Raw genomic sequence first — 23523 nt, forward strand, 5'->3', positions numbered from 1 at the left:
GCTCAAAACCATCTGCTGTCCCCAATAAAAATGGCGGCCCAGAGGGCCGCCATTGTCAATTCAGGTGGCTTGGCGCGCCTAGGCAGCGACCAGGCTACGCAGCACGTAGTGCAGAATGCCGCCATGCTTGTAGTAGTCGAGCTCGTTGGCGGTATCGATGCGGCAGCGGGTTTCGATATTGAGCACCGAGCCATCGGCACGGGTGATCTTGACGGTGACCATGGCGCGCGGCGCGATCTCGGTCACACCCTCAATGTCCACGGTCTCAGTGCCATCAAGCCCGAGCGACTGCCAGCTCTCGCCATCCTTGAACTGCAGCGGGATAACGCCCATGCCAACCAGATTGGAGCGGTGAATCCGCTCGAACGACTGGGCGATCACGGCGCGGACACCCAGCAGATTGGTGCCCTTCGCCGCCCAGTCACGGCTTGAACCGGTGCCGTATTCCTTGCCGGCAAACACCACCAGTGGCGTGCCGGCGGCCTGATAGGCCATGGCGGCATCATAGATCGCCATCTGCGAGCCGTCCGGGCCCTTGGTGTAGCCACCTTCAACGCCGGGCAGCATCTGGTTCTTGATGCGGATATTGGCGAACGTGCCGCGCATCATCACTTCATGGTTGCCGCGACGCGCGCCATAGGAGTTGAAGTCCCTGGGTGCGACCTGATGGCTTTCCAGATATCTGCCAGCCGGTGTCGTCGACTTGAACGAGCCCGCCGGTGAAATGTGGTCGGTCGTGATCGAATCGAGGAACAGCGCCAGCACCTTGGCATTGGCGACATTGGTGATGGGCTTGGGGTCCATCGTCATGCCCTCGAAATAGGGCGGGTTCTGTACATAGGTCGAGCTGGCGTTCCAGCGGTAGGTCTCGCCGCCATCCACCGAAATGCCCTGCCAGTTTTCGTCGCCCTTGAAGACGTCCGAATAGCGGCCCTGGAACATTTCCTTGGTCACATGCGTGCGCACGATCTCGGCAACCTCGTGATTGGAGGGCCAGATGTCCTTGAGGTAAACCGGCCGGCCATCCTTGGAGGTACCAATCGGGTCCCTTGTGATGTCGATATTCATCGACCCGGCAATGGCATAGGCCACCACCAGCGGCGGGGACGCCAGATAGTTGGCCTTCACGTCCGGGTTAACACGGCCTTCAAAGTTGCGGTTGCCCGAAAGCACCGAAGCGGCAACCAGATCGCCCTCCTGCACCGCCTTGGCGATGGGCGCCGGCAGCGGGCCGGAATTGCCGATACAGGTGGTGCAGCCATAGCCGACCAGGTTGAAACCGATGGCGTCAAGATCGGCCGAAAGCCCGGCGCTATCGAGATAATCGGTGACGACCTGCGAGCCGGGCGCCAGCGAGGTTTTCACCCATGGCTTGGAGTCCAGACCCAGCGCCCGCGCCTTGCGCGCCACCAGACCCGCTGCCACCAGCACCGATGGATTGGAGGTATTGGTGCACGAGGTAATGGCGGCGATCACCACATCACCGTGACCAATGGCGTAGTCAGTGCCCTCAACGGCAATCTTGGGATTGTCGGTCTTGCCGAATTCCTTGGGCAAAGCTGCGGCAAAGGCCGGCTTGGCATTGTCGAGCGCGATCCGGTCCTGCGGGCGCTTGGGGCCCGAGATCGAGGGCACCACAGTGGTCAGGTCGAGTTCGATGGTCGAGGTGAAGACCGGATCGGCCGAAGTGGTCTCGCGGAACATGCCCTGCGCCTTGGAATAGGCTTCCACCAGCGCCACGCGGTCGGCATCGCGACCCGATGTGCTCAGATATTTCAGCGTATCGGCATCGACCGGGAAATAGCCGCAGGTGGCGCCATATTCGGGCGCCATATTGGCGATCGTCGCCTGATCTTCGAGACTGAGATAATCAAGGCCGGGGCCGTAGAACTCGACAAACTTGCCGACCACGCCCTTCTTGCGCAGCATTTCAGTGACGGTCAGCACCAGATCGGTCGCGGTGATGCCTTCATTGATCTTGCCGGTCATCTTGAAGCCGACAACCTCGGGGATCATCATGGTGATCGGCTGGCCCAGCATGGCGGCCTCTGCCTCGATGCCGCCCACGCCCCAGCCCAGCACGGCCAGACCATTGACCATGGTGGTGTGCGAATCGGTGCCCACCAGCGTGTCGGGATAGGCGACGGTCTCGCCGTTCTCTTCCTTGGTCCACACGGTCTGCGCCAGATATTCCAGGTTCACCTGATGGCAGATGCCGGTGCCGGGGGGCACCACGCGGAAATTGTCAAAGGCCGACTGACCCCAGCGCAGGAACTCATAGCGTTCGCCATTGCGCTCATATTCGAGCTCGACATTCTGCCCGAACGACTGCGGCGTACCAAAGCTGTCCACCATCACCGAGTGATCGATGACCAGATCGACCGGCACCAGTGGATTGATCTTCTGCGGATCGGCGCCGAGCTTGGCCGTCGCGTCGCGCATCGCGGCCAGGTCCACCACGGCCGGCACGCCGGTAAAGTCCTGCATCAGCACACGGGCGGGACGATAGGAAATTTCCTGCTCCGAGGTCCGCGTCTTCAGCCAGGTGGCAACAGCCTCGATATCGGCCTTGGTCACGGTGCGATCATCTTCGAACCGCAGCAGGTTTTCGAGCACCACCTTCATCGAGTGGGGCAGGCTGGAAACGCCCGCCAGGCCGTTCTTCTCGGCTTCCACGATCGAGTAATAGGTGTAGGTTTTGCCGCCGACCACCAGGGTCGATTTCGACTTGAAGCTGTTTTTTGAGGTCACTATGTCCGCCCGTCATCTCGTGTTGCGGCAGGCGCTCGGGTTCAGGAAAGCTCCCCGAATCCACTCAATAGCGCCGCCCTTCCTGGAATGACTCCAATCTACAACGGCTTATAGAGAAAGACGATTGGGCTTGCCAGCCCGACCTTTCGTTCAATACGAGAAGGGGCCATGACCGATCAGCAAGTCTATCCCCCGATCCACCTGCGCGCGACCGGCCTGAGCTGTGGCCGCGGCGGCATGCTGCTGACCGACCAGCTCGACTTTTCCCTGCGCAATGGCCAGACCCTGTTGCTGCGCGGCCCCAATGGTGCCGGCAAGTCCACGCTATTGCTGACGCTGGCCGGCATCATCGCGCCATTTTCCGGCCGCTTCGGTCCCCCCGACGCCGGCGCCGAGCTGCCCCTGCTGCACTATTGCGGCCACCGCAACGCCAGCAAACCCCGGCTGAGCGTCCTGGAAAACCTGACCTTCTGGGCCAAAGTCAATGGACCGACCGGCATGACACCCCAGGCCGCGCTGGGCCAAGTCGGCCTCGGCGACCTCGACGGGCTGGACGCAGGCTACCTCTCGGCCGGCCAGTCGCGCCGTCTCGCCCTGGCCCGGCTGCTGGTCAGCCTGCGCCCGCTCTGGCTGCTTGATGAACCGACCGCCGCGCTCGACGAGCCGGGCCATCAACTGGTGACGCGCCTGCTCGCCAACCATCTGGCGCGCGGTGGTCTGGCCATTGCCGCCACGCACGACCCGATCAGCCTGCCCGACCCGAGCAGCCTGAGCACATTACTCCTGGCGCGCGCGCCATGAGCGCGTTCCTGGCCATGCTGCAGCGCGAACTGCGCCTCGCCTTGCGCGGCGGCGGCGATGTGCTGACCCTGATGCTGTTTTTCGTGATTGTCGGGGCCATCGTTCCCTTTGCCGTCGGCCCCGACCAGACCCTGCTGGCCTCCATTGCCCCCGGCATCGTCTGGATTGCCGCCTTTCTGGCGATGCTGCTCGGGCTCGAACGCCTGTTTCGCCCCGACCATGAGGATGGCTCGCTGATCCTGCTACGGCACGCCGAATTGCCGCTGAGCGCCGCCATTGCCGCAAAATTGATCGCCCACTGGCTGGTCACGGCCCTGCCGCTGCTGCTGGCCAGCCCGATCCTTGCCCTGCTGCTGGCCATGGATCTGGCTTCATTCTGGCGCACCCTGATCTCACTGAGCCTGGGAACCCCGGCCCTGGCGGCGTTTGGCGCCATCGGTGCCGCCGTGACGGTCCCCATCCGGCACGGCGGCCTGATCGCGCCCATCCTGATTGCGCCGCTGTCGGTGCCAGTGTTGATCTTCGGGGTTGGCGCCATCACCTCTCCCCAATCGGGGGCGGCAGCGCTGTTTCTTGCGGCATTGAGCCTCATGGCCGTGGCCCTGGCTCCCTTTGTTGCTGCGTTTGCGATACGTTCGGCCGAAGACTGAAGATGACCCAGGTGACGCCCCCATGAGCAATGATACGACGCGCCCACAGGCCTGGTGGCAGCGGATTGCCCATCCGGGGCAGTTCGTCGCCTGGAGTGCACCCCTGCTCTGGCCGCTCACGATCCTGACTGCGGCGCTGTTTGCCCTGGGCCTGTGGTTCTCCTTTTTCAATTCGCCCCAGGATTACCAGATGGGCGACACGGTCCGCATCATGTATGTCCACGTGCCCAACGCTTGGCTCAGCCAGTTCGTCTACGCGATGATGGCCGTGTCAGCCCTGGGCACGCTGGTCTGGCGTCACCCCCTGGCCGATGTGTCGATGAAAGCCGCTGCCCCGCTGGGCGCCTTGTTCACCGCGCTGGCCCTGTTCACCGGCGCCCTGTGGGGCCGCCCTACCTGGGGCACGTTCTGGGAATGGGACGGCCGCATGACCTCGACCCTCGTGCTGCTGTTCATCTATCTGGGCATCATTGCGCTCTGGCGCGCCTTTGACGATCAGCTGCGCGCGGCGCGGGTGATTGCCGTCTTCACCCTGGTCGGGGCCATCAACATCCCCATCATCAAGTTCTCGGTCGATTGGTGGAGCACGCTGCACCAGCCCGCCAGCGTGTTCCGGCCCGATGGACCAACCATGCCCGGCTCCATCCTGACGCCGCTATTCATGATGTTTTTCGCCTTCACTTTGCTGTTCCTGGTGCTCCATCTCAAGGCGATGCACACCGAGATCAAACGCCGCCGCGTCATGACCCTGCAGCGCAAACTGGCACAGGGAGCCGCCGCATGATCGATCTCGGACCCCACGCCATCTTCATCATCTGGGCCTATTTCGGCGTTGCGCTTGGCGTGTTTGGCCTGATTGGCTGGACGCTGCTCGACGCCCGCGCCACCGCCCGAAAACTGGCTGCGCTTGAGGCCCGCAAGGCGCCTCGGCGTACCCCGGAGTCAACCGTATGATGCGCTATGTGTTGTTTGGTCTGCCGCTGCTGGCGCTGATCGCGCTGGTCTCGGTCTTTGCCTTCTCGATCAATCGCGATCCTGGACTCGTCCGGTCCGTGCTGATCGACAAGCCCGCCCCCAGTTTCGCTCTGGCCGCCGTGCCCGGGCTCGGCGTGCCCGGCTTTGACACCGATACGCTCAAGGGTCAGGTCAGCGTGGTCAATGTCTTTGCCAGCTGGTGCATTCCCTGCCGTGACGAACACCCCCTGCTGATGACCCTGAGGGATGTTGCCGAGGTGCGCCTGCTCGGCATCAACCAGAACGATGCCCCCGAAAATGCCCGCGCTTTCCTGGCCGAGCTGGGCAACCCGTACGATGCCGTTGGCGCCGATCGCGATCGGCGCGTTTCGATTGACTGGGGTGTCTACGGGGTGCCCGAGACATTCGTGGTCGATGCCGATGGCATCATCACGTTCAAGCATGTCGGCCCGCTCACGCCCGAGACTTTCGAGACCGAGCTGCTCCCCGCCATCGCCAAGGCCGGCGACTGAACAACCCCGTTCAGCCTGGGTTCAGCCAGCCAACGCCACACTGTCGGCATAGTTGTTGTGTTGAAAGCGTACCATGTTGAGCGTGATCCAGAAATTTGCCCGCGATGAGACCGGTATCACCCCGGTGGAGTATGGCCTGATCGCGGCCATTGTCGTGGTCGCCGCGACCATGGTGGTGTCGGCCGCTGGCTACAACATCCACGACCTGATCGGCAATTCGCGCCAGAACTGAGCTTCGCTAGAAGTCGCTGGTCAGCCCCTTGATTTCCCAGTCGCCGTAGCGCCCCGGTTCAAGACCACCCCGTCCACCCTGCTCATCTTGCGTCGCGACGTTCCTGGCGTCGATGGCCTGACGGCGGGCCTCTGCCTCCGCCAGGGCGCGCTTTGCCGCAGGGCTCAGGGGGGGGCGTGGCGCTTCGGCCACAGATTTGTCATCGCTCATGGTCATATCCATCCTGCGTTTTGCTCATGCCGCTTGCAGCCGAGCCAGTCCGACCCAACATAGATGCGCAAGACCTCGAACCCAAGAGCTGCTGATGTTCAATACGCTGCGCACTTTCGTCCTCCTGGCGGGCCTGACAGCCCTGTTCATGGTGGTCGGCTATTTTATCGGCGGCAGCGGCGGCATGATGATCGCCCTGGTCTTTGCCCTGGCGACCAATCTGTTCAGCTACTGGAACGCCGACAAGCTGGTGCTGCGCATGCAGAACGCCGTGCCCATTGAGCGAAGCCGCGTGCCCGAGCTCTATGACATGGTCGACATTCTCGCCCGCAAGGCGGGGATTCCCACCCCGGCGGTCTATCTGATCCAGTCCGACCAGCCCAATGCCTTCGCCACAGGCCGCAACCCGCAAAACGCCGTGGTCGCGGTCTCGGCAGGCCTGCTCAAGCATCTCGAAACCCGCGAAGTGGCCGCCGTGGTCGCCCACGAACTGGCCCATATCCGCAATCGCGATACCCTGACCATGACCATCACGGCCACCTTTGCCGGCGCCATTTCGGCGCTGGCCCAGTTTGGCCTGTTCTTTGGCGGCGGCAATAATCGCGACAATCCGCTGGGCGGCATCGGGGCCTTGCTGATGGTGTTCCTGGCCCCCGTTGCGGCCATGATGGTGCAAATGGCGGTCAGCCGCACCCGCGAATATGAAGCCGACCGCATCGGCGCCGAGATTTCCAGCGATCCGCTGGCGCTGGCCTCGGCCCTGCAAAAGATCGCCGCCCTGGCCGGGCAGCGGATCAATATGGCGGCCGAGCGCAATCCGGCCATGGCGCATATGTACATCATCAATCCCCTCTCGGGGCAGCGCATGGACAATCTGTTCTCCACCCACCCCGACACCGGCAATCGCATTGAGGCACTGCGCAAGCTTGCAGCTTCCGCCCATGTGGACGATAAGGGCCGCAGGCCTCAGCCTCGCCCTGCCCCGACCAGCACTGGTCGCGATACGGGTGGTGGCTGGCGCGTGCCGACCGTCGGACGAACCGATGAGGATGGCGGACAACCCGGTCCCTGGGGATAGAATTAGGCGTGGCGTACAAACCTGAACCGGCTGGGCTCAAGCTCCGCCTCGTTGCCGCCCAGCGGCTGAAATCCGTGCTGGCGGGCGACAATTTCGTGCCGCTCGGGGCCACCGACCTCGTCGACGGACGTGATCGCGCGCTGGCCAATCGCCTGATCACCACCGCCCTGCGCCGGCAGGGTCAGCTCAATTTCATGATTCATGCCCTGCTCGACAAGGGCATGCCGGGCAAATCCGGCACCTTTGAAGCTGTGCTGCGCCTGAGCCTGGCGCAATTGGTCTTTCTGCCCGATCTGGGCGCCCACAGCGCGCTGTTTCTGGCCGTGGAGGCCACCAAGCGCGACCCCAAGGCCCGCCATTTGTCCGGCCTGATGAATGCCGTGCTGCGCAATGCCCAGGCCAATTCGGCCAAGTTCGGCATGCTCAGCGACGATCTGCTGATTCCCGATACTTTCGGGGACACCTGGCTCGAAGCCTATGGCGAAGAGGCCATTGATGGCTTTTCCGACGCCCTTCTGGCCGGCGCCGCCCTCGATCTGACACTCAAGGACAATGATCCCGAACTGATCGATGCCTTGGGCGCCGAGCCCGTGATGGCCGATACCGTGCGGATTGAGCAGCGCGACCGCCCGGTTGAGGCCCTGCCCGGCTTTGCCGAGGGTCGCTGGTGGGTGCAGGACGCTGCGTCCTCCATTCCCGCACGGCTGCTGGGCCTGGAACCCGGTGCGCGCGTCCTGGACCTCTGCGCTGCCCCTGGCGGCAAGACCGCCCAACTGGTCAAGGCCGGCTATGCCGTGACCGCCCTTGATGCCGACACCAAGCGCATGGAGCGCCTCAAGGAGAATCTTGAGCGCCTGCACTATGCCGCCGAAACCATCGTCGCCGACGCGGGTAGTTTCACGCCTGAGACGCCGTTCAAGGGCGTCCTGCTCGACGCCCCCTGCTCGGCGACCGGCACCTTCCGCCGCCATCCTGAGGTGATCTGGCATCGCTCGGTGGGCGACGTGGCCGGGCGCGTGCGGCTGCAGCGGTCCCTGCTGACCAACGCAGCGCGTTGCCTGGATCAGGGCGGGGTTCTTATCTATTGCGTCTGTTCACTTGAACCAGCCGAGGGCGAGGAGCAGGTCGATTGGGCACTCCAAGCCCTGCCCGGTCTTGAGCTTTGGCCCGTGACCAGCGAAGAATTGCCCGGACTGGAGTCCGCCGTATCGCCTCGGGGATTGGTGCGGACCCATCCCGGCATGATGCCCGGTGGACGATCCGGCGGTATGGACGGCTTCTTCGTGGCACGCTTTCGCCGTAGTGAGATAGGGTGATCGACGGGCGCTGAGGGGGAAGGCGCCAAACTAGGAACTGGTTATTGACGGGCAGACAAACAACGACGCAGGTCTTGGCCGCGGCGGACGCTGGTAACACAATGGCGTCTCGGCTTGGTTTCGCCGCGCGGCGCTTCGCCTGCGGGCTGGCCGATACGATAGTGACCCTGCCCATTCTGCGCTGGACCTGGCGCGGCCTGGCCGATGACGCCTTTGCTGATGAATTGCATGAATTCCGTCCCGCTGACCGCGAAGCCGTGCGCGACATGATGGCCGGTCGCTACGTGCTGGCCAGCAAGCTGATGGAAACCCACGGTGCCTCGCCCTTCGGCCTCGACGTTGACCACGCCGATTGGTGGTTCAACCTGCACGGCTTCTCCTGGTTGCGCCATTTTCGCGATATTCGCGACCCCGGTGAACGCTATTTCGCCCGCACGCTGGTGCTGGACTGGATCGGACGGGAAGGCCGCTTTGCACGCGCCACCTGGGCACCCGGCCTGACGGCCCAGCGCGTGCTCAACTGGTTGCGCCATCTGCCCCTGCTGCTCGACGGCGCTACCCCCGAACAGGCCAAGACCATCCAGCGCGTGCTGGGGACCCAGATCCAGAGCCTGCGGGTGCGCGGGCTGCTGGCCGCAGATCCCACCGATGCCCTGTTTGCCGCCATTGCCCTGCTCGGCGCCGAATATTGTGAACTGGGCGACAAGGCCGATATTGCGCTGCGGGTCGAACGCCTGAACCGCATTCTGGCCAGCCAGCTCGATAACGATGGCCTGCATCGCTCCCGCAATCCCAAGCTGCAATTGCAGCTGCTGGTGGAGCTGGTCAGTATTCGCCGCATTGCCGCCCAGCTCAAGACCGAAGCCTCCAATGAACTGGTGGCACAGATTGAACGCATGCACGACAGCCTGGACGCGCTGACGCTGTCGAGCGGCGAGCCGGCCTATTTCAACGGCGGCGGCCACTTGCCCCATGACGTGCTGATCGCCATCCAGGCCAATACACCCGGTCATCAACGGCGCTCCAAGCTGCTGGGTGGCTATGGCATTCTGCGCGCCGGCGATGCCGTCGTGATCGCCGATTCCGGACGGCGGCCGCCACCCGAATTTGCCCGCAATGCCCATGCCAGCACCCTGGCCTTTGAATTCTCCCATGGCAGCGAGTTGATCCTGGGCAGTTGCGGACCCGCACCCGCCGATCTGGCCGCCAGCAAGGCCTTGTTCCAGCAGGGCGTCGCGCACTCTGCCCCCACAATCAATGCCGAAGACGCCGCCAGCCTGCCGCCCACCATTATGGCCCTGACGCCGGCCGACCAATTGCTGACCCTGACCAGTCCCGGCTACGCCAAGCGGTTCGGTATTGATCTTGAGCGTCGCATCACCCTGCTTTCGGGCGGCACCACGCTGGTCGGTCAGGACCGGATGATCGGCCACGGCAAGGCCTCGGGCCTGCTGGCAGTGCGGTTCCACCTGGCGCCTGGCGTGCAGCTGCAGCGCCATCATGCCGAAGGCATGGTCCGCCTGGTCCTGCCCAATGGCGCGGTCTGGAACTTTCTCTGGGAGGGCGCGACCTGCCGCGAGGAAGAAAGCGTTCGCCAATCGGCCTATGTCGGCCTGCACAAGACCCGGCAATTGGTGCTCGAAACCAATGTGGTTGCGGGCAACGAGATCGCCTGGATCTTCACGCTCGAACAGCAATAGCCGGTTGGCGTTCGTCCCGCTTCGTGCTAGCGAGCGCGCAAATTCATCACAATTAGGGCACACACCTCATGGGCAAGACGGTCAAGGTCGGTCGGGCACTGCTTTCGGTATTTGATAAATCCGGCATGGCCGATTTTGCCCGCGGGTTGAGCGCGGCGGGCGTCGAGCTGGTCTCCACCGGCGGTACCCACAAATTGATCATGGACGCCGGCCTGCCGGTGCGCGAAATCGCCGACCTCACCGGCTTCCCCGAAATGATGGATGGCCGGGTCAAGACCCTGCACCCCAAGGTGCATGGCGGTCTGCTCGCGGTGCGCGGCAAGCCCGACCACGTCGCCTCCATGGCCGAGCATGGCATCGACGCCATCGATCTGGTGGCGGTCAATCTCTATCCCTTCGAAAAGACCGTCGCCTCGGGCGCCGGTTACGATGACATCATTGAGAACATCGATATTGGTGGCCCGGCCATAGTCCGCTCGGCGGCCAAGAACCACGCCTTTGTCACTGTCGTGGTGGATCCGGCCGATTATCCCGCCATTCTTTCCGCCATCACCGAAACCGGTGGCGTCCCCTTCGCCATGCGCCAGCGGCTCGCGGCCAAGGCCTATGCCCGCACGGCAGCCTATGACAGCGCTATCTCGACCTGGTTTGCCAAAGCCATCGACTATCCCGAAATTCCCTATCGCAGCTTCGCGGGCACCCTGCGCGAAGTGATGCGCTATGGCGAAAACCCCCATCAATGGGCCGGTTTTTACGCCAATGGCGAAGACCGGCCCGGCGTCGCCACCGCCACCCAGCTGCAGGGCAAGACCCTGAGCTACAACAATATCAACGATACCGATGCCGCCTTTGAACTGGTCAGCGAGTTCGATGCGGCGGAGGTAGCGGCCGTCGCCATCATCAAGCATGCCAATCCCTGCGGCGTCGCTGTCGCCGGCGATTTGTTGAGCGCCTACACCAAGGCGCTGCGCACCGACCCGGTTTCGGCCTTTGGCGGCATTGTGGCCACCAACCGCCAGATCGACGCTGCCACCGCCACCGAAATCGTCAAGGTCTTCACCGAGGTGATCGTTGCGCCGTCCGCCACCCAGGAGGCGCAGGACATCATCGCCGCCAAGAAAAACCTGCGCCTGCTGCTCACCGGCGGCCTGGCCGATGCCAAGGCCGATGGCCTTACCGTGAAATCGGTTGCGGGCGGGTTGCTGGTGCAATCGCGCGACAATCGCAATGTCGACGATTGCGACCTCAAGATCGTGACCAAGCGGGCCCCGACCGCAGCCGAAATGGCCGATCTGCGCCTCGCCGCCAAGGTTGCCAAGCACGTCAAGTCCAATGCCATCGTCTATGTCAAAGCCGGTGCGACCGTCGGCATCGGCGCCGGCCAGATGTCCAGGGTCGATTCCGCCCTCACCGCCCACCGCAAGTCCATCGACGCCGCCAGGGCCGCGGGCATCGAAGGCGCCCTGACGGCCGGTTCCGTGGCCGCCTCGGATGCCTTTTTCCCGTTTGCCGACGGGCTCGAAGCTCTGGTCGCCGCCGGCGCCACTGCCGTGATCCAGCCGGGCGGTTCGATGCGCGATGACGAGGTGATTGCCGCCGCCGACGCGGCCGGCATCGCCATGGTGATGACCGGGATGCGCCACTTCCGGCACTAGGGGTCTTGTGTACAGAGGCAAATCTGGGTGAACTGATACCCTGAGCAGGGGGGACGCGCTTGGCCAATTTTGGATATGATCTGGCCATAATCGCGGCCCTGTGTCTGTTCGGGGTGCTGTGCTTCAAGCTGGCCTACGGTTTTGGCGCACCGGTGTGGCCGAAACAGTTTGCCACCACGCTGCCGACACTCCCCAGCCTGAGCAGCGGCGAAGTCGGCGAGTTGGCCAATCTCGGGCTGATTGCGGCAATTCTGCTGATACTTCTGGTGCTGACGCCTGACGCCAATCTGCTCGACTTGATTGGTCTGAATTGGCTGTATGCGGTGGTCGTCGCCTTGATCGTGGTGGTCGGTGTTGCCGTGTATAGCGTCGTTGCGGTGCGAAAGGTGCGGCGCGCCAGCTTCCGGCCCGGGATCAAGAAGACCGAGCAAAACCTTCGCCTGTTTGCACTGGGCTACCGCTTTTACATCGGCTATGGGGCGGCGATTTCGCTGCTGATCATCGCCATTTTTGCCATTACCATCCATCAGATTTTCATCGACTTTGACCGCTTCCAGCTCGTCAACTTGAAGGTCGACGCGATCTTGCGGGAATTGGGGGGCATGGGAGACGTCGCCGGTGAAACCCTGCAGACCAGGTTTGAAGTCCTGTTCGGTACCCAGCGGGTAGCGGAGGGCTACATTCTCGATCAGGTCAACAGCCTGCTGATGCTGTTGCTATGCGTCATGCTGGCCTATTCCATTGTCTATGGCACGAGCATCCGCCAGGTGTTCGCCGAAGAAGCACTGCATGTCCTCAGGATTATCGTCGCGATTCTGGTGGCATTGAGCCTGATCTATGGCTGCACGATATTCTTCACGCTCCATATCGGCTTCGTCGACAAATTGCTGAGCCAGCTGGCGCTTTATGAGGCGCGCATGAACGATGGGCCATGGAGCGTCACACAGCGCTATCATGAGCTGATAGCGGAACTGTCCAGACAGCGCGGCATATTCGGGTTTCTGGTTGCCCTGACGACTGGCCGTGGGGGGCTGATCCTTGTGACCCCTGTTGCCGGCTATTTCCTGCAGAGCCTGTTGTCCCACAAGGGTGGCCAGCATCAAAAGTCCAACCTGGCAAGCAAGTGACCTTGAAAAGACCCATTCGTACTGCCTTCGTGGCCGCGACAGCCATCGTGGCGTTTTATTTGGTCGGAGCTTACGTGATCAATTCCAACTTGCAGCCTGTCGCAGACGTGACAACCCCGACTGCGCGGGCGACCCTGCCTTCAGCCATTGGCAACCAGATCACGCTGAGTACATGGAACCTCGGTTATGCCGGACTGGGCGCCGGATCCAATTTCATCGCTGATGGCGGCCAGGCGCTGCTGCCGCCCTCGCGGTCCGTGGTGGATGAGAACCTGGCAGGCATTGTCCAGACCATCAAGGACGACAAGGCTCAAATCCGGCTGTTTCAGGAGGTCTCCAGCAAGAGCCCGCTCAGCTACTGGGCGCCCGTTCGCGACCAGGTAAGCGCGCAGTTCTCCGATTGGCAGGTCTTTTACCGGCCAGACGTCGCGACCCGATTCATCCCTTTTCCGCTGGCGCTCGATCACGGCACCATGTTGGTGGCGCGCTACAATCCACTCAGCGTTGAAACAGTGCCCCTGCCACCCGAACCGGGCGCCATGCTCGGATTTCTGAAACGGCGCTATGCCATTCAGGTGGCGCGTTTCGCCCTGGCGGAGCGCCCCGGCCAGTTGGTCATCGGCAATATTCACCTGTCGGCGTTTGACGATGGGGGCACCACCAGGCAGGCCCAGATCAGCGCCGTCCTGGCATTCGCCCAGGCCGAGTTCGCCAAGGGTAACCATGTCGTTATCGGCGGCGACTGGAACATGGTTCTTTCCGATCCAGCCTGGCCAAGCACGACCGCGGAAAAATACCTGTTCTGGATCCACCCATTTCCGCGCGACACGCTGCCGGCTGGGTGGACGATCGCGTCAGATGCCGTAACACCCAGCGTCCGCACCCTCTACAAACCCTATGTGGCCGGTGAGAACTACACCACCAGCATTGACGGGTTCCTGGTGTCACCCAACGTTTCCATCGTTTCGGTCGCCACGCGCGACCTTGGCTTCGCCCATTCTGATCATCAACCGGTGACCAGCGTATTCGATCTCGATTAGGCGCTGGACCAGCGCCAGATTACAGCATTGCAACTCCCCGCCGCCGCGGAAGGTAATCCCTTCTTGACTTTGCCGTGTCACATTATCGGGGTCGCGCAGACGGCGCGGTCCTGAGGCAATCGATGCGGCTTACCATTCCTTCCGATCTATCCAGCTTGCTGCACACTGGTTTGTGGCGCTCCGCCGGCTCGCTGGGCATCAAGGTGGCGACCGCCGGCTTGACCTATCTCACCTATGTGGCGCTCTCACGCACCATGAGCGCCGACGAATACGGCCGTTTTGCCTTTGGTCTGGCGCTCGCCACCGTGCTGGCCATCGCTGCCGGGATCGGCCAGCCCACCGCCATCCTGCGCGTCTGGTCGCAGGAGACCGTCGCCGGCCGCCAGCCTGCAGCCGTCAGGGCCGCACAGGCCGGCTCGGTTCTGACCATCCTGGCCAGTATCGCCATCGCCCTGGCGGTATGCGCGCTGGCCTATCTCTGGCACCTGTTCCTGCCCAGCCAGGGCAGCATCAACCACATCTATGGCGCCGCCTTTCTGGTGCTGCCGATGGCACTGGCCGAATACAATTCCTCGGCCCTGCGCGCCCAGGGCTCGCTATGGACCGCGCTGGTGCCGCGCGACATCCTGTGGCGCCTTGCCCTGCCGGCCAGCGTGCTGGTGCTGTTCGGTCTCGGCGTGGTGCTGAGCGGCCCCGATGCCCTGGTGCTTTCGGCGGCCCTGCTGGCGGGCATGCTGGCGCTGCAGTTCTGGAATGCCCTGCGCCGGCATTATGTGCTCAGCCCGGTAGCCGGCGTCACCCGTCAATACTGGCAGCGATGGGGCGGCATTAGTCGCTGGCTGCTGCTGGGCGCCCTCATCGAGACCGCCGCCCTCAATGCTGACGTGATCCTGGTCGGACTGATGCTGAACCTGGAAAGCTCCGGGCTGTACTTCAATGCCTTCCGCACCGCCGGTCTGATGACCCTGTTCACCTTTGCCATCGAGCTGGTGATCGCCCCCATGATCGCCCAGCATTTCCATGCCGGCGAAATGCGCAAGGCCCAGGCCATAACGGCGATGGGCGCGGCGGCAGGGTTCGCCTTCTCGCTGCTGGTTTTCGTCGCCTTTTTTGGCTGGGGCGACTGGGTCCTGAGCTTTTTTGGCCCCGCCTATGCCGAGGGTTGGCTGGTGCTGGTGCTGCTCTCGCTGGGCCTGTTGTTTGACGCGGCCACCGGCCCCTCCAAGATCGTCATGATGATGACCGGCCATGAACGGGCCTATGCCATGATTTTCGGGACCATCATGGCGCTGGGTTTCCTCGTCCAGATCGTGGTCATCCCGGCCTATGGCATTGTTGGCGCCGCTGCCGCCAATATGGGCGCCCGCATCCTCGCCCAATTGGCGATAGCGCTGTGGTGCCGCCTGCGCATCGGCCTTGATACCAGCCTGCTCGGCTTTCTGACCGTCAGAAGCGCCACCGACCGTCTGCCCGGTTGAGCAAACCGTACCCGAGAGTACGCTAACGCTTGACCCTCATGGCGCAGCGGCTTAGAACCACTCCAAACTTTACCTGCCGGAATCCTGCCATGACCAAGGCTCGCACGCTTTACGACAAGATCTGGGACGACCATCTGGTCCAGAATAATGAGGATGGCACGTCCCTCCTCTATATCGACCGGCATCTGGTGCACGAAGTGACCAGCCCGCAGGCCTTTGAAGGCCTGCGCCTCAACAAGCGCCGGGTGCGCCACCCCGAGCGCACCCTGGCGGTGGTTGACCACAACGTCCCCACCTCAGACCGCACGCACGGCATCGACAATCCCGAATCCAAGCTGCAGGTCGATACCCTGGCCGAGAATGCGCGCGAGTTCGGCGTCGAATATTTCGACGAGCTCGACAGGCGCCAGGGCATCGTCCACATCGTCGGCCCCGAGCAGGGTTTCACCCTGCCCGGCATGACCATTGTCTGTGGCGACAGCCACACCTCGACCCATGGCGCCTTTGGTGCGCTCGCGCACGGTATTGGCACCTCGGAAGTGGAACACGTTCTGGCCACCCAGACGCTGATCCAGCAAAAGGCCAAGAACATGCTGGTGCGGGTGGACGGCAAGCTGCCGGCCCATGTCACTGCCAAAGATATCATCCTGGCCATCATCGGCGAGATCGGCACTGCCGGCGGCAATGGCCACGTTATCGAGTTCGCTGGCGAAGCTATCGAGGCCCTGTCGATGGAAGGCCGCATGACGGTCTGCAACATGACCATTGAAGGCGGCGCCCGCGCCGGCCTGATTGCCCCTGACCAGACCACCTATGACTACGTCAAGGGTCGCAACCGCGCGCCTACCGGCAAGGCCTGGGATATGGCGCTCGACTATTGGAAGACCCTCTATACCGATGAAGGCGCCGTCTACGACAAGGTCGTGATCCTGGACGCCGCCAAACTGCCGCCGATTGTCTCCTGGGGCTCATCGCCCGAGGACGTCATCTCGGTCACCGGCACCGTGCCGAACCCGGACGATATCGCCGACGAGAACAAGCGTGCCTCCAAATGGCGGGCGCTGGACTATATGGGTCTCAAGCCCGGCACCAAGATCACCGACATCACGGTTGATCGGGTGTTCCTGGGCTCGTGCACCAATGGCCGCATCGAAGATCTGCGCGCCGCCGCCAAGCTGCTCGACGGCAAGAAGGTGCATGCCTCGGTCAGCGCCATGGTCGTGCCCGGCTCGGGCCTGGTCAAGGCGCAGGCTGAAGCCGAAGGCCTCGACCGGATCTTCAAGGATGCCGGCTTTGACTGGCGCGAGCCCGGCTGCTCGATGTGCCTGGCCATGAACGATGACAAGCTCAAGCCGCATGAACGCTGCGCCTCTACCTCGAACCGCAATTTCGAGGGCCGCCAGGGCTTCAAGGGCCGCACCCATCTGGTGTCCCCCACCATGGCCGTCGCCGCAGCCGTCACTGGCCACTTCGTCGACATCCGCGAGTGGCAGTAAGCCACCCCGACTGGGGCGCGCGGCTGGCGCCCACCCTGGACGACCTTGAAGCGCTGGCAAGTCAGGCCCTGGCCGACTTGCCGGAGCCTTTCAAATCCCTTGCCGCCGATGTGACCTGCGCCGTTGCCGAATTTGCCGAGGACGACATCCTGGCCGAATTCGGCATGGAGAGCCCGTTTGAACTGATGGGCCTGTTTTCAGGCATTGGCCTGGCTCAAGACGGCGCCATGCCGCAGACCGGACAATTGCCGAACACAGTCTTTCTCTATCGTCGGGCCATTCTAGACTATTGGGCCGAGCATGACGACAACACGCTCGGTGACGTGGTGACCCATGTTCTGGTGCACGAGCTGGGCATCATTTCGGCTTCTCGGACGAAGACATGGACGCCATTGAGGCGCAGGCTGACAGCCCCTGATTGGGACCAGTTCGTTTCAATTTTACTTGAATTGTCGCAGTACACACGTGCTGTTGTTAAGGTAAATAGCAGGTAAACATTGGGATTTCCCACAATACCTCTATGACTGCCTGTTGACGCCCGGCGGCCTCGAAAGAAGGCAGGACGGCGCGCAATTGCAATGTTGTGGAAAGTAACAAATGACCACCCGAGCCAAGACCAATCTCAAGATTGTGCAACCCGAAATTGAGCAGATGGAGGCCGTCATGCAGGAGGCTGCCAAGCAGACCGCACCAATGGTCCAGCGCCTGGCCGCCCACCGCGACCGCATTGACCTGGCGGTCAAGGAACTCGAAAGCGAACGCTTTGAACTGCTGTCGCGTCGCGACCTGGTTCGTCGTCAGGCAGAAGCTGTCGAGCAGGGCCTGTCCATGCATATCGCCGACATCGAAGCCACGATGCGCCTGTACGAAGCTGGTCTCAACTCGCTCGCGACACCCGAGTGAACCGCCTGACCCCTCTGGAGGCGGTGACCCACCGCGATCCGAGCCTGCTTGCTAAAGCCTGATTTGATTTCGATCCAAATTTTAGACTTTTTCGACAAACTCGAATTCTGCCTCATTGCCTCCAGACGGATCATCGGAAACGCGCAGGGCCAGATTATTGGCGTCGAGCGCGGCAAACCATTCATCCCAGCTCACCAGCTGAAATCCGCCAAGCCGGTCAGGACCCTGATTGCCGTCGGTGTTGATCTCGTATTGACCAAAGGTCAGCTGCAGCAGCGTCCGCGTCCCGGTACCGTCGGGCGTTTCCATCGCCATAGGACTGCCACCACGCGCTGCGACCCACTGGCGAATATCGTTTTGGTCAGTCAAAATCTTGGCCATCGAATCGTTTCCTTGTCTGATGTAACCCGGCAAACGCTTAGTCTGCGGTGGGTTGCGCGGCAATTCCCAATCCGCGCTTTGCCTGCTAAGAGCACCTTAGACCGCTCGGAGCTGCCATGACCACCCAGAACACCAATCGCATCCTGCTGGGCCAGATCGGCGCCGCGCATGGCATCAAGGGCGCCGTCCGGATCGCGGCGCATACCGAGGACCCGCTGGCCATCGGCAGCTACGGCCCGCTCGACACCGATCGAGAGGACCTGACGATCACCATCGACAAATTGCGCCTGCACAAGAATGTAGTCGTTGCTCACATCAAGGGCATTGCTGATCGCAATACCGCCGAGACGCTCAATGGCGTCAAACTCTATGTCGATCGCAGCCGCCTGCCCGAGCCCGATGACGCCGACGACTTCTATCACGCCGACCTGATCGGCCTTGAGGCCCGGCTGCAATCGGGACAGATCATCGGCCAGGTTTCCGCCCTGCCCAATTTTGGCGCTGGCGATCTCATCGAAGTCCGCGACCCCAATAGCGGCGACACCTTCCTCTATCCCTTCACCAAGGCAGTCGTGCCCACCATCCATATCGACCAGGGCTATCTCGTCATCGACGTACCACTCGATGCCCCCGAAGGTGAGGAAGAGGCCGATTGAGTTTTTCCGCATCGATCATCACGCTCTTCCCCGAACTGTTTCCGGGCCCCCTCGGGGCCTCGGTACTGGGCCGTGGCCTGGCCGACGGCCTGTGGGCACTGCACGCCACCCAATTGCGCGACTTCGCCACTGATCGCCACCACACGGTTGACGATACCCCCTCGGGTGGCGGCGCCGGCATGGTGCTCAAAGCCGATGTCCTGGCCCGGGCGATTGATGACGTGTCCCCGCAGGGCGATCCCCGCCCCCGCATCCTGATGTCGCCGCGTGGCAAGCCACTGACGCAGCAGCGTGCGCGTCAACTGGCCCTGGGTCCTGGCGCGGTGATCGTCTGCGGCCGCTTTGAAGGCGTCGACCAGCGCGTTATCGACGCCCGTGCGCTGGAGGAAATCTCCATCGGTGATTATGTGCTGGCCGGCGGCGAAGTGGCCGCCATGGTGCTGCTCGAAGCAGTAGTACGGCTGATCCCCGGCGTGCTGGGCGGCGCCGACAGCCATGCCGATGAGAGCTTTGAGAATGGCCAGCTCGAATACCCCCAGTTTACCCGCCCCCAGAGTTTTGAAGGCCGCGAGATTCCGCCGGTGCTCACCTCGGGCGATCACGGCAAGATTGCCAAATGGCGCGCTGAACAGAGCCTGGCATTGACCAAATTGCGCCGCCCCGATCTTCTGGCCCCGCCCAAGCCATAAAACGCCGCCAATCTCTAGACTCTGGGGCGGTTTTCGCCTATAGCCGCGCCACTATCTGCGTGTCGGGCTGATCGGACCTGGTGCGCACCAATAAAAAGACGACCAAACTCCGTTACCAACCAAGACCGGGCGATCGGGCTGCAAGGTCCGAATAAACGCTCCTTTGAAAAGATTCAGAACGGAATCGACATGTCCAACATCATCCAGCAGCTCGAAGCCGAGCAGATGGCAGCCATCGCTGAAAAGCGTCAGCTTCCCGAATTTACCCACGGCGACACCGTCAAGGTGTGGGTCCGTATCACTGAAGGCGCCAAGGAACGTCTGCAGGCCTATGAAGGCGTCGTGATCGCCATCAATGGCGGCGGCCTGATGGAATCCTTTACCGTGCGCAAGCTGTCCTACGGCGAAGGCGTTGAGCGCGTATTCCCGCTCCACTCCCCCAACGTAGCGTCGGTTGAAGTTCTCAAGCGCGGCAAGGTCCGTCGCGCCAAGCTGTATTACCTGCGCGATCGTCGCGGCAAATCGGCCCGTATCGTCGAATCGACCAATTCGCGTACCAAGAAGATCGAGGCAACCGAGCGTTCAGCAGCTCTCGCTGCCAAGGAAGCCCGCGAAGCCGAGAAGATCGCAGCTGCCCAGGCTACCAAGGACGCAGCAGCCGCAGCCGCTGCAGCCGCCGAGACGGCAGCTGCCGCTGAGGCCGCCGCCGCCGCAGAAGCAAGCGCTGAGCCAAAGGCCGAATAGGCTCGCCCATCGCCACTCTGGCGTGACGCAAAATCTGGAAGCCCGACCCCGCAAGGCGTCGGGCTTTTTGCTGTTTGGCCGTCGCCGATTCACGTGAAACCTTCGCCATGACCGGGCCAATTCCGGCTTTACCTCGCCGCACGCCTCCGCGATAAGAAGGCTCCGCTTGCATCAAAGGCCCGCCATGACCGTCTCGATCGTCACCTGGAACATCAACTCGGTTCGGTTGCGCCTGCCCATGGTGCTCGATTTTCTTGCCCATTATCAGCCCGACGTGCTGATGCTGCAGGAGATCAAGTGCACCAATGACCAGTTTCCGGCCAAGGCCTTTGCTGATGCCGGCTACCCCCATCAGGCCGTGCATGGCCAGAAGGGCTATCACGGCGTCGCCACCATCTCGAAATTCCCGCTGACCGACATCTCCAGCCGCGTGTTCTGCGAAATCGAGGAATCGCGCCATGTCTCGGCGGTGCTCGATTTCGGGCGCGGCCCGCTCACCGTGCACAATTTCTACATTCCCGCCGGTGGCGACGAGCCGGATGTCGCCATCAACCCCAAATTCAAGCACAAGATGGGCTTCCTCAACGAGTTGACCAGCTGGTTTCAGGAGCCGGCATTTTCGCGTGGCCATCTGATTGCCGGCGACTTCAATATCGCGCCGCACGAGAATGACGTCTGGAGCCACAAGCAGCTGCTCAAGGTCGTCAGCCACACCCCGCTCGAGACCCAAACCCTCGACGCCATTCTCAATGGCGGTCATGGCTGGACTGATCTGGTGCGCAAGCACCTGCCGCACGACCAGAAGCTCTATTCCTGGTGGAGCTATCGCGGCAAGGATTGGGAAACGTCCGATCGTGGCCGGCGGCTCGACCATATCTGGTCGACCGGCGATGTTGCCGCGCACTGCATTGGTGCTGAAATCATCCGGCCGGCGCGCGGCTGGACCGAAAAGCCCAGCGACCACGTGCCCGTCATCGCCCGTTTCGCCGGCGTCTAGGTCTCGTTGGCCCGCATCCGGCGGCCGATGGGCTCGATCGCCCCGAGATAGCTGCCCAGATCGCGCTCGATACGCTCAACCGCCCGCTGCGCCAGGTCGGGCGATTGCTGCACCAGCTTGAGGAAGGCCTGACGGGGTACGAACAGCATGTCGCAGTCGGTAACCGCGGTGAAGGTCACCTGCCGCGGCTTGTCCAGGATCAGGGCCATTGCTGACACCACGCTACCCGGCTCGGAGATGGCGTAGGGCTTGTTGGCTCCCTTGCCTGCTGGCTTGGCCTTCAGTGTGCCCGAAATCAGCACATAGGCGCCCTGCGGCGTGTCGCCGTCCTGGTAAATGACCGCGTCGGGCTCGAAATGTCGGCGATCGCCAGCAAACGCCAACAGGCGGCGCTGCTGCTCGTCGCAGATGTCGAAAAATTCGGCCTGCGCCAAAGCGGCGTCCGCCTCGTCCCTGATCATAAGCCCCAATCCGAAAGCAGTTTGACTCCGCCACAGCAGAGTCTTGCCATCCTATAGGGCATTTGGCGCGCTTTTATACCCGATTTTGCGTTTGCGCGCCGCCATCCACGGCTTTCAGGCCACCAGGCGGTAGCCGCCCTCTTCGGTGACCAGCAGGCGGGCATTGGAGGGGTCCCGCTCGATCTTCTGGCGCAGGCGGTAAATATGGGTCTCCAGCGTATGGGTGGTGACCCGGTTATTGTAGCCCCAAACCTCCTTGAGCAGGATATCGCGGGAGATCGTCTTGGGGCCCTGACGATAGAGATACTTCAAGATGGACGTTTCCTTGTCGGTCAGCCGCACCTTGTTGCCGTCCTTGGTCTCCATCAGCTTCGCCGATGGCTGGAAGCTGTAGGGGCCGATGGTGAACACCACGTCCTCGCTCTGGTCGTGCTGTCGCAGGGCCGAGTTGATCCGCGCCAGCAGCACCGGGAAGCGGAACGGCTTGGTCAGGTAATCATTGGCGCCAGAATCGAGCCCGCGGATCTGGTCGGCGTCGCTGTCATGCCCGGTGAGCATCAGAATAGGACTGTTATAGCCTTCCGCCCGCAGCATTTTGACGACCTCGCGGCCATCCATATCGGGCAGACCGACATCGAGGATGGTCAGGTCAATATTGTTTTCCCGCGTCGACTTGATCGCATCATTGGCCGTACCGGCCTGCAGAATGTCGAATTCTGGATGGGCTTGCAGTTGCTCGACCAGAGTTTGCCGCAGGTCTGCATCATCATCTACCAGCAGGATGCGTCGCTTGTTCATTGATATCTCCAGTCTTTTGCACCGACCTGCCGAACGGTCACACTAATGCGACCGGTTTTTGGCCTGCCAATCACAACGGCGTTATAGATAACAACAACGAACGCGGCCCCGGAGAAGTTGCACCCAACCCTTTCGCGAAGCGATAATTTCCCGGCTGCCGGCTAAACCGGGGCCGGGCGATGGCCAAACAGCGCCGAACCGATCCGCACATGGGTGGCGCCCATCCCGATGGCAATCTCGAAATCGCCGCTCATGCCCATCGACAGTTTGCCAACACCGGCGGCCCGCCCCAGGGACACCATCTGGGCGAAATAGGGGCCCGGCGGCACGCCGTCGGGAGGAATGCACATCAGCCCCACGATATCGAGCCCATGTTCGGCCCGGCAGCGCTCGACAAAGGCGACGGTTTCCGCCGGGGCAATGCCGGCTTTCTGCGCCTCGAGCCCGATATTGACCTGCACGAAGCAGGCAAGCCTTCGCCCGGCGCGCTGCATTTCGGCTGCCAGCATGCCGGCCAGTTTCTCGCGGTCGACCGTTTCGATGACGTCAAACAACGCCACCGCTTCGCGCGCCTTGTTGGTCTGCAGCGGCCCGATCAGATGCAGTTCGATATCGCCGTAGCGCTCGCGCAGGGCCGGCCACTTTTCCTTGGCCTCCTGCACCCGGTTTTCGCCGAACACGCGTTGTCCGGCATCCAGAAACGGCGCGATCTCGGCCGCCGGGAAGGTCTTGGACACCGCCACCAGCGTCACCTGGTCGGGCGGTGGGCCAAAGCGTTCCTGGGCCTTGGCGATCCGTTCCTGGATGGCGGCGAGTTTGCTGACGGCATTGGCTGACATGCTTTGGCCCTGTTGCTGTTGACCTAGCGGGGTA

Annotated in this window: 25 protein-coding genes and 1 pseudogene; 20 read left to right on the forward strand and 6 right to left on the reverse strand. The window is 62.6% G+C overall.

The window, feature by feature from the left end; genetic code table 11:
- Nucleotides 1-78 precede the first annotated feature (78 nt).
- Nucleotides 79-2751: an aconitate hydratase AcnA gene (acnA, locus tag ABFY71_RS03300; RefSeq protein WP_431021500.1), complete on the reverse strand. Its 2673-nt coding sequence runs from the start codon at nucleotides 2749-2751 to the stop codon at nucleotides 79-81.
- A 195-nt stretch (nucleotides 2752-2946) separates the two neighbouring features.
- On the opposite strand from acnA, the gene ccmA reads away from it, so the two are divergent.
- The 6 genes from ccmA to ABFY71_RS03330 all read left to right on the forward strand — a co-directional run bounded on the left by ccmA (nucleotide 2947) and on the right by ABFY71_RS03330 (nucleotide 5921).
- Nucleotides 2947-3552 (forward strand): heme ABC exporter ATP-binding protein CcmA, encoded by a 606-nt coding sequence (gene ccmA, locus ABFY71_RS03305; protein ID WP_431021507.1) that lies wholly within the window; start codon nucleotides 2947-2949, stop codon nucleotides 3550-3552.
- A complete protein-coding gene (gene ccmB / locus ABFY71_RS03310) occupies nucleotides 3549-4202 on the forward strand; it encodes a heme exporter protein CcmB (RefSeq protein WP_347944672.1) in 654 nt (217 codons plus the stop codon). Before ccmA ends, ccmB begins: the two co-directional genes overlap by 4 nt.
- A gap of 22 nt (nucleotides 4203-4224) precedes the next feature.
- A complete protein-coding gene (locus ABFY71_RS03315) occupies nucleotides 4225-4986 on the forward strand; it encodes a heme ABC transporter permease (RefSeq protein ID WP_347944673.1) in 762 nt (253 codons plus the stop codon).
- Complete coding sequence (gene ccmD, locus ABFY71_RS03320; RefSeq protein WP_347944674.1) at nucleotides 4983-5156, forward strand: heme exporter protein CcmD; 174 nt, start codon at nucleotides 4983-4985, stop codon at nucleotides 5154-5156. The genes ABFY71_RS03315 and ccmD overlap by 4 nt, the downstream gene beginning before the upstream one ends.
- Nucleotides 5153-5689 (forward strand): DsbE family thiol:disulfide interchange protein, encoded by a 537-nt coding sequence (locus ABFY71_RS03325; RefSeq protein ID WP_347944675.1) that lies wholly within the window; start codon nucleotides 5153-5155, stop codon nucleotides 5687-5689. Before ccmD ends, ABFY71_RS03325 begins: the two co-directional genes overlap by 4 nt.
- 73 nt (nucleotides 5690-5762) lie before the next feature.
- Nucleotides 5763-5921: a Flp family type IVb pilin gene (locus ABFY71_RS03330; RefSeq protein ID WP_305579398.1), complete on the forward strand. Its 159-nt coding sequence runs from the start codon at nucleotides 5763-5765 to the stop codon at nucleotides 5919-5921.
- A gap of 6 nt (nucleotides 5922-5927) precedes the next feature.
- Here ABFY71_RS03330 and ABFY71_RS03335 read toward each other — a convergent pair whose 3' ends face one another.
- A complete protein-coding gene (locus ABFY71_RS03335; RefSeq protein WP_347944676.1) occupies nucleotides 5928-6131 on the reverse strand; it encodes a DUF1674 domain-containing protein in 204 nt (67 codons plus the stop codon).
- A 94-nt stretch (nucleotides 6132-6225) separates the two neighbouring features.
- Between ABFY71_RS03335 and htpX the strand changes: the two genes are divergently transcribed.
- The 10 genes and pseudogenes from htpX (at nucleotide 6226) to ABFY71_RS03385 (ending at nucleotide 17924) form a co-directional block, all read left to right on the forward strand.
- Nucleotides 6226-7209, forward strand: a complete 984-nt coding sequence (htpX, locus tag ABFY71_RS03340) for a zinc metalloprotease HtpX (RefSeq protein ID WP_347944677.1) — start codon at nucleotides 6226-6228, stop codon at nucleotides 7207-7209.
- Nucleotides 7210-7217: 8 nt separating this feature from the next.
- Nucleotides 7218-8525, forward strand: a complete 1308-nt coding sequence (locus ABFY71_RS03345) for an RsmB/NOP family class I SAM-dependent RNA methyltransferase (protein WP_347944678.1) — start codon at nucleotides 7218-7220, stop codon at nucleotides 8523-8525.
- 101 nt (nucleotides 8526-8626) lie between these two features.
- A complete protein-coding gene (locus tag ABFY71_RS03350) occupies nucleotides 8627-10225 on the forward strand; it encodes a heparinase II/III family protein (RefSeq protein ID WP_347944679.1) in 1599 nt (532 codons plus the stop codon).
- A gap of 68 nt (nucleotides 10226-10293) precedes the next feature.
- Nucleotides 10294-11880 carry a bifunctional phosphoribosylaminoimidazolecarboxamide formyltransferase/IMP cyclohydrolase gene (purH, locus tag ABFY71_RS03355; protein ID WP_347944680.1) on the forward strand — a complete coding sequence of 529 codons (1587 nt, stop codon included), beginning with the start codon at nucleotides 10294-10296 and terminating at the stop codon, nucleotides 11878-11880.
- Nucleotides 11881-11939: 59 nt separating this feature from the next.
- Nucleotides 11940-13007: a hypothetical protein gene (locus ABFY71_RS03360; RefSeq protein ID WP_347944681.1), complete on the forward strand. Its 1068-nt coding sequence runs from the start codon at nucleotides 11940-11942 to the stop codon at nucleotides 13005-13007.
- Between the two features lie 74 nt (nucleotides 13008-13081).
- Entirely contained in the window at nucleotides 13082-14047 is a 966-nt protein-coding gene (locus ABFY71_RS03365) for an endonuclease/exonuclease/phosphatase family protein (protein WP_347944682.1), read from the forward strand.
- 122 nt (nucleotides 14048-14169) lie between these two features.
- The gene (locus ABFY71_RS03370; protein WP_347944683.1) at nucleotides 14170-15525 is read left to right on the forward strand and encodes a lipopolysaccharide biosynthesis protein; all 1356 of its coding nucleotides are present in this window, start codon (nucleotides 14170-14172) and stop codon (nucleotides 15523-15525) included.
- 89 nt (nucleotides 15526-15614) lie between these two features.
- Nucleotides 15615-17021: a 3-isopropylmalate dehydratase large subunit gene (gene leuC, locus ABFY71_RS03375; RefSeq protein WP_305579389.1), complete on the forward strand. Its 1407-nt coding sequence runs from the start codon at nucleotides 15615-15617 to the stop codon at nucleotides 17019-17021.
- A pseudogene (locus tag ABFY71_RS03380) lies at nucleotides 17012-17439 on the forward strand (metallopeptidase family protein). Before leuC ends, ABFY71_RS03380 begins: the two are co-directional and overlap by 10 nt.
- 179 nt (nucleotides 17440-17618) lie before the next feature.
- Nucleotides 17619-17924, forward strand: coding sequence for a hypothetical protein (locus ABFY71_RS03385; RefSeq protein ID WP_305579387.1), 306 nt, complete (start codon nucleotides 17619-17621; stop codon nucleotides 17922-17924).
- Between the two features lie 81 nt (nucleotides 17925-18005).
- Here the strand turns inward: ABFY71_RS03385 and ABFY71_RS03390 are convergent, their stop codons facing one another.
- A complete protein-coding gene (locus ABFY71_RS03390; RefSeq protein WP_305579386.1) occupies nucleotides 18006-18305 on the reverse strand; it encodes a hypothetical protein in 300 nt (99 codons plus the stop codon).
- Nucleotides 18306-18421: 116 nt separating this feature from the next.
- Between ABFY71_RS03390 and rimM the strand changes: the two genes are divergently transcribed.
- The 4 genes from rimM to ABFY71_RS03410 all read left to right on the forward strand — a co-directional run bounded on the left by rimM (nucleotide 18422) and on the right by ABFY71_RS03410 (nucleotide 21391).
- On the forward strand, nucleotides 18422-18961 hold the full coding sequence (gene rimM / locus ABFY71_RS03395) for a ribosome maturation factor RimM (protein ID WP_347944685.1): 540 nt from the start codon (nucleotides 18422-18424) through the stop codon (nucleotides 18959-18961).
- Complete coding sequence (trmD, locus tag ABFY71_RS03400) at nucleotides 18958-19650, forward strand: tRNA (guanosine(37)-N1)-methyltransferase TrmD (protein ID WP_347944686.1); 693 nt, start codon at nucleotides 18958-18960, stop codon at nucleotides 19648-19650. Before rimM ends, trmD begins: the two co-directional genes overlap by 4 nt.
- A gap of 189 nt (nucleotides 19651-19839) precedes the next feature.
- Nucleotides 19840-20394: a 50S ribosomal protein L19 gene (gene rplS / locus ABFY71_RS03405; RefSeq protein ID WP_305579383.1), complete on the forward strand. Its 555-nt coding sequence runs from the start codon at nucleotides 19840-19842 to the stop codon at nucleotides 20392-20394.
- Between the two features lie 184 nt (nucleotides 20395-20578).
- Nucleotides 20579-21391, forward strand: a complete 813-nt coding sequence (locus tag ABFY71_RS03410; RefSeq protein ID WP_347944687.1) for an exodeoxyribonuclease III — start codon at nucleotides 20579-20581, stop codon at nucleotides 21389-21391.
- On the opposite strand, the gene ABFY71_RS03415 is transcribed toward ABFY71_RS03410, so the two are convergent.
- From ABFY71_RS03415 to ABFY71_RS03425, 3 genes are all read right to left on the reverse strand, one after another.
- On the reverse strand, nucleotides 21388-21852 hold the full coding sequence (locus ABFY71_RS03415) for a cyclic nucleotide-binding domain-containing protein (protein ID WP_347944688.1): 465 nt from the start codon (nucleotides 21850-21852) through the stop codon (nucleotides 21388-21390). The genes ABFY71_RS03410 and ABFY71_RS03415 overlap by 4 nt on opposite strands.
- A 114-nt stretch (nucleotides 21853-21966) precedes the next feature.
- Nucleotides 21967-22650: a response regulator transcription factor gene (locus ABFY71_RS03420; protein ID WP_347944689.1), complete on the reverse strand. Its 684-nt coding sequence runs from the start codon at nucleotides 22648-22650 to the stop codon at nucleotides 21967-21969.
- Between the two features lie 161 nt (nucleotides 22651-22811).
- The gene (locus ABFY71_RS03425; RefSeq protein WP_347944690.1) at nucleotides 22812-23489 is read right to left on the reverse strand and encodes a YggS family pyridoxal phosphate-dependent enzyme; all 678 of its coding nucleotides are present in this window, start codon (nucleotides 23487-23489) and stop codon (nucleotides 22812-22814) included.
- Between the last annotated feature and the right edge of the window lie 34 nt (nucleotides 23490-23523).

This window comes from Devosia alba, assembly GCF_039938915.1.
Lineage (GTDB): Bacteria > Pseudomonadota > Alphaproteobacteria > Rhizobiales > Devosiaceae > Devosia > Devosia alba.

Bases quoted from the DNA above. Each gene is read 5' to 3' on its own strand.
- purH (WP_347944680.1), top strand. From the start codon at position 10,294: ATGGGCAAGACGGTCAAGGTCGGTCGGGCACTGCTTTCGGTATTTGAT.
- ABFY71_RS03335 (WP_347944676.1), bottom strand. From the start codon at position 6,131: ATGAGCGATGACAAATCTGTGGCCGAAGCGCCACGCCCCCCCCTGAGC.
- ABFY71_RS03350 (WP_347944679.1), top strand. From the start codon at position 8,627: ATGGCGTCTCGGCTTGGTTTCGCCGCGCGGCGCTTCGCCTGCGGGCTG.
- ABFY71_RS03385 (WP_305579387.1), top strand. From the start codon at position 17,619: ATGACCACCCGAGCCAAGACCAATCTCAAGATTGTGCAACCCGAAATT.
- rimM (WP_347944685.1), top strand. From the start codon at position 18,422: ATGACCACCCAGAACACCAATCGCATCCTGCTGGGCCAGATCGGCGCC.
- ABFY71_RS03410 (WP_347944687.1), top strand. From the start codon at position 20,579: ATGACCGTCTCGATCGTCACCTGGAACATCAACTCGGTTCGGTTGCGC.
- ABFY71_RS03315 (WP_347944673.1), top strand. From the start codon at position 4,225: ATGAGCAATGATACGACGCGCCCACAGGCCTGGTGGCAGCGGATTGCC.
- ABFY71_RS03415 (WP_347944688.1), bottom strand. From the start codon at position 21,852: ATGATCAGGGACGAGGCGGACGCCGCTTTGGCGCAGGCCGAATTTTTC.
- rplS (WP_305579383.1), top strand. From the start codon at position 19,840: ATGTCCAACATCATCCAGCAGCTCGAAGCCGAGCAGATGGCAGCCATC.
- htpX (WP_347944677.1), top strand. From the start codon at position 6,226: ATGTTCAATACGCTGCGCACTTTCGTCCTCCTGGCGGGCCTGACAGCC.
- ABFY71_RS03370 (WP_347944683.1), top strand. From the start codon at position 14,170: ATGCGGCTTACCATTCCTTCCGATCTATCCAGCTTGCTGCACACTGGT.
- ccmB (WP_347944672.1), top strand. From the start codon at position 3,549: ATGAGCGCGTTCCTGGCCATGCTGCAGCGCGAACTGCGCCTCGCCTTG.
- ABFY71_RS03390 (WP_305579386.1), bottom strand. From the start codon at position 18,305: ATGGCCAAGATTTTGACTGACCAAAACGATATTCGCCAGTGGGTCGCA.
- ABFY71_RS03420 (WP_347944689.1), bottom strand. From the start codon at position 22,650: ATGAACAAGCGACGCATCCTGCTGGTAGATGATGATGCAGACCTGCGG.
- ccmD (WP_347944674.1), top strand. From the start codon at position 4,983: ATGATCGATCTCGGACCCCACGCCATCTTCATCATCTGGGCCTATTTC.
- leuC (WP_305579389.1), top strand. From the start codon at position 15,615: ATGACCAAGGCTCGCACGCTTTACGACAAGATCTGGGACGACCATCTG.
- ABFY71_RS03330 (WP_305579398.1), top strand. From the start codon at position 5,763: ATGTTGAGCGTGATCCAGAAATTTGCCCGCGATGAGACCGGTATCACC.
- ABFY71_RS03425 (WP_347944690.1), bottom strand. From the start codon at position 23,489: ATGTCAGCCAATGCCGTCAGCAAACTCGCCGCCATCCAGGAACGGATC.
- ABFY71_RS03325 (WP_347944675.1), top strand. From the start codon at position 5,153: ATGATGCGCTATGTGTTGTTTGGTCTGCCGCTGCTGGCGCTGATCGCG.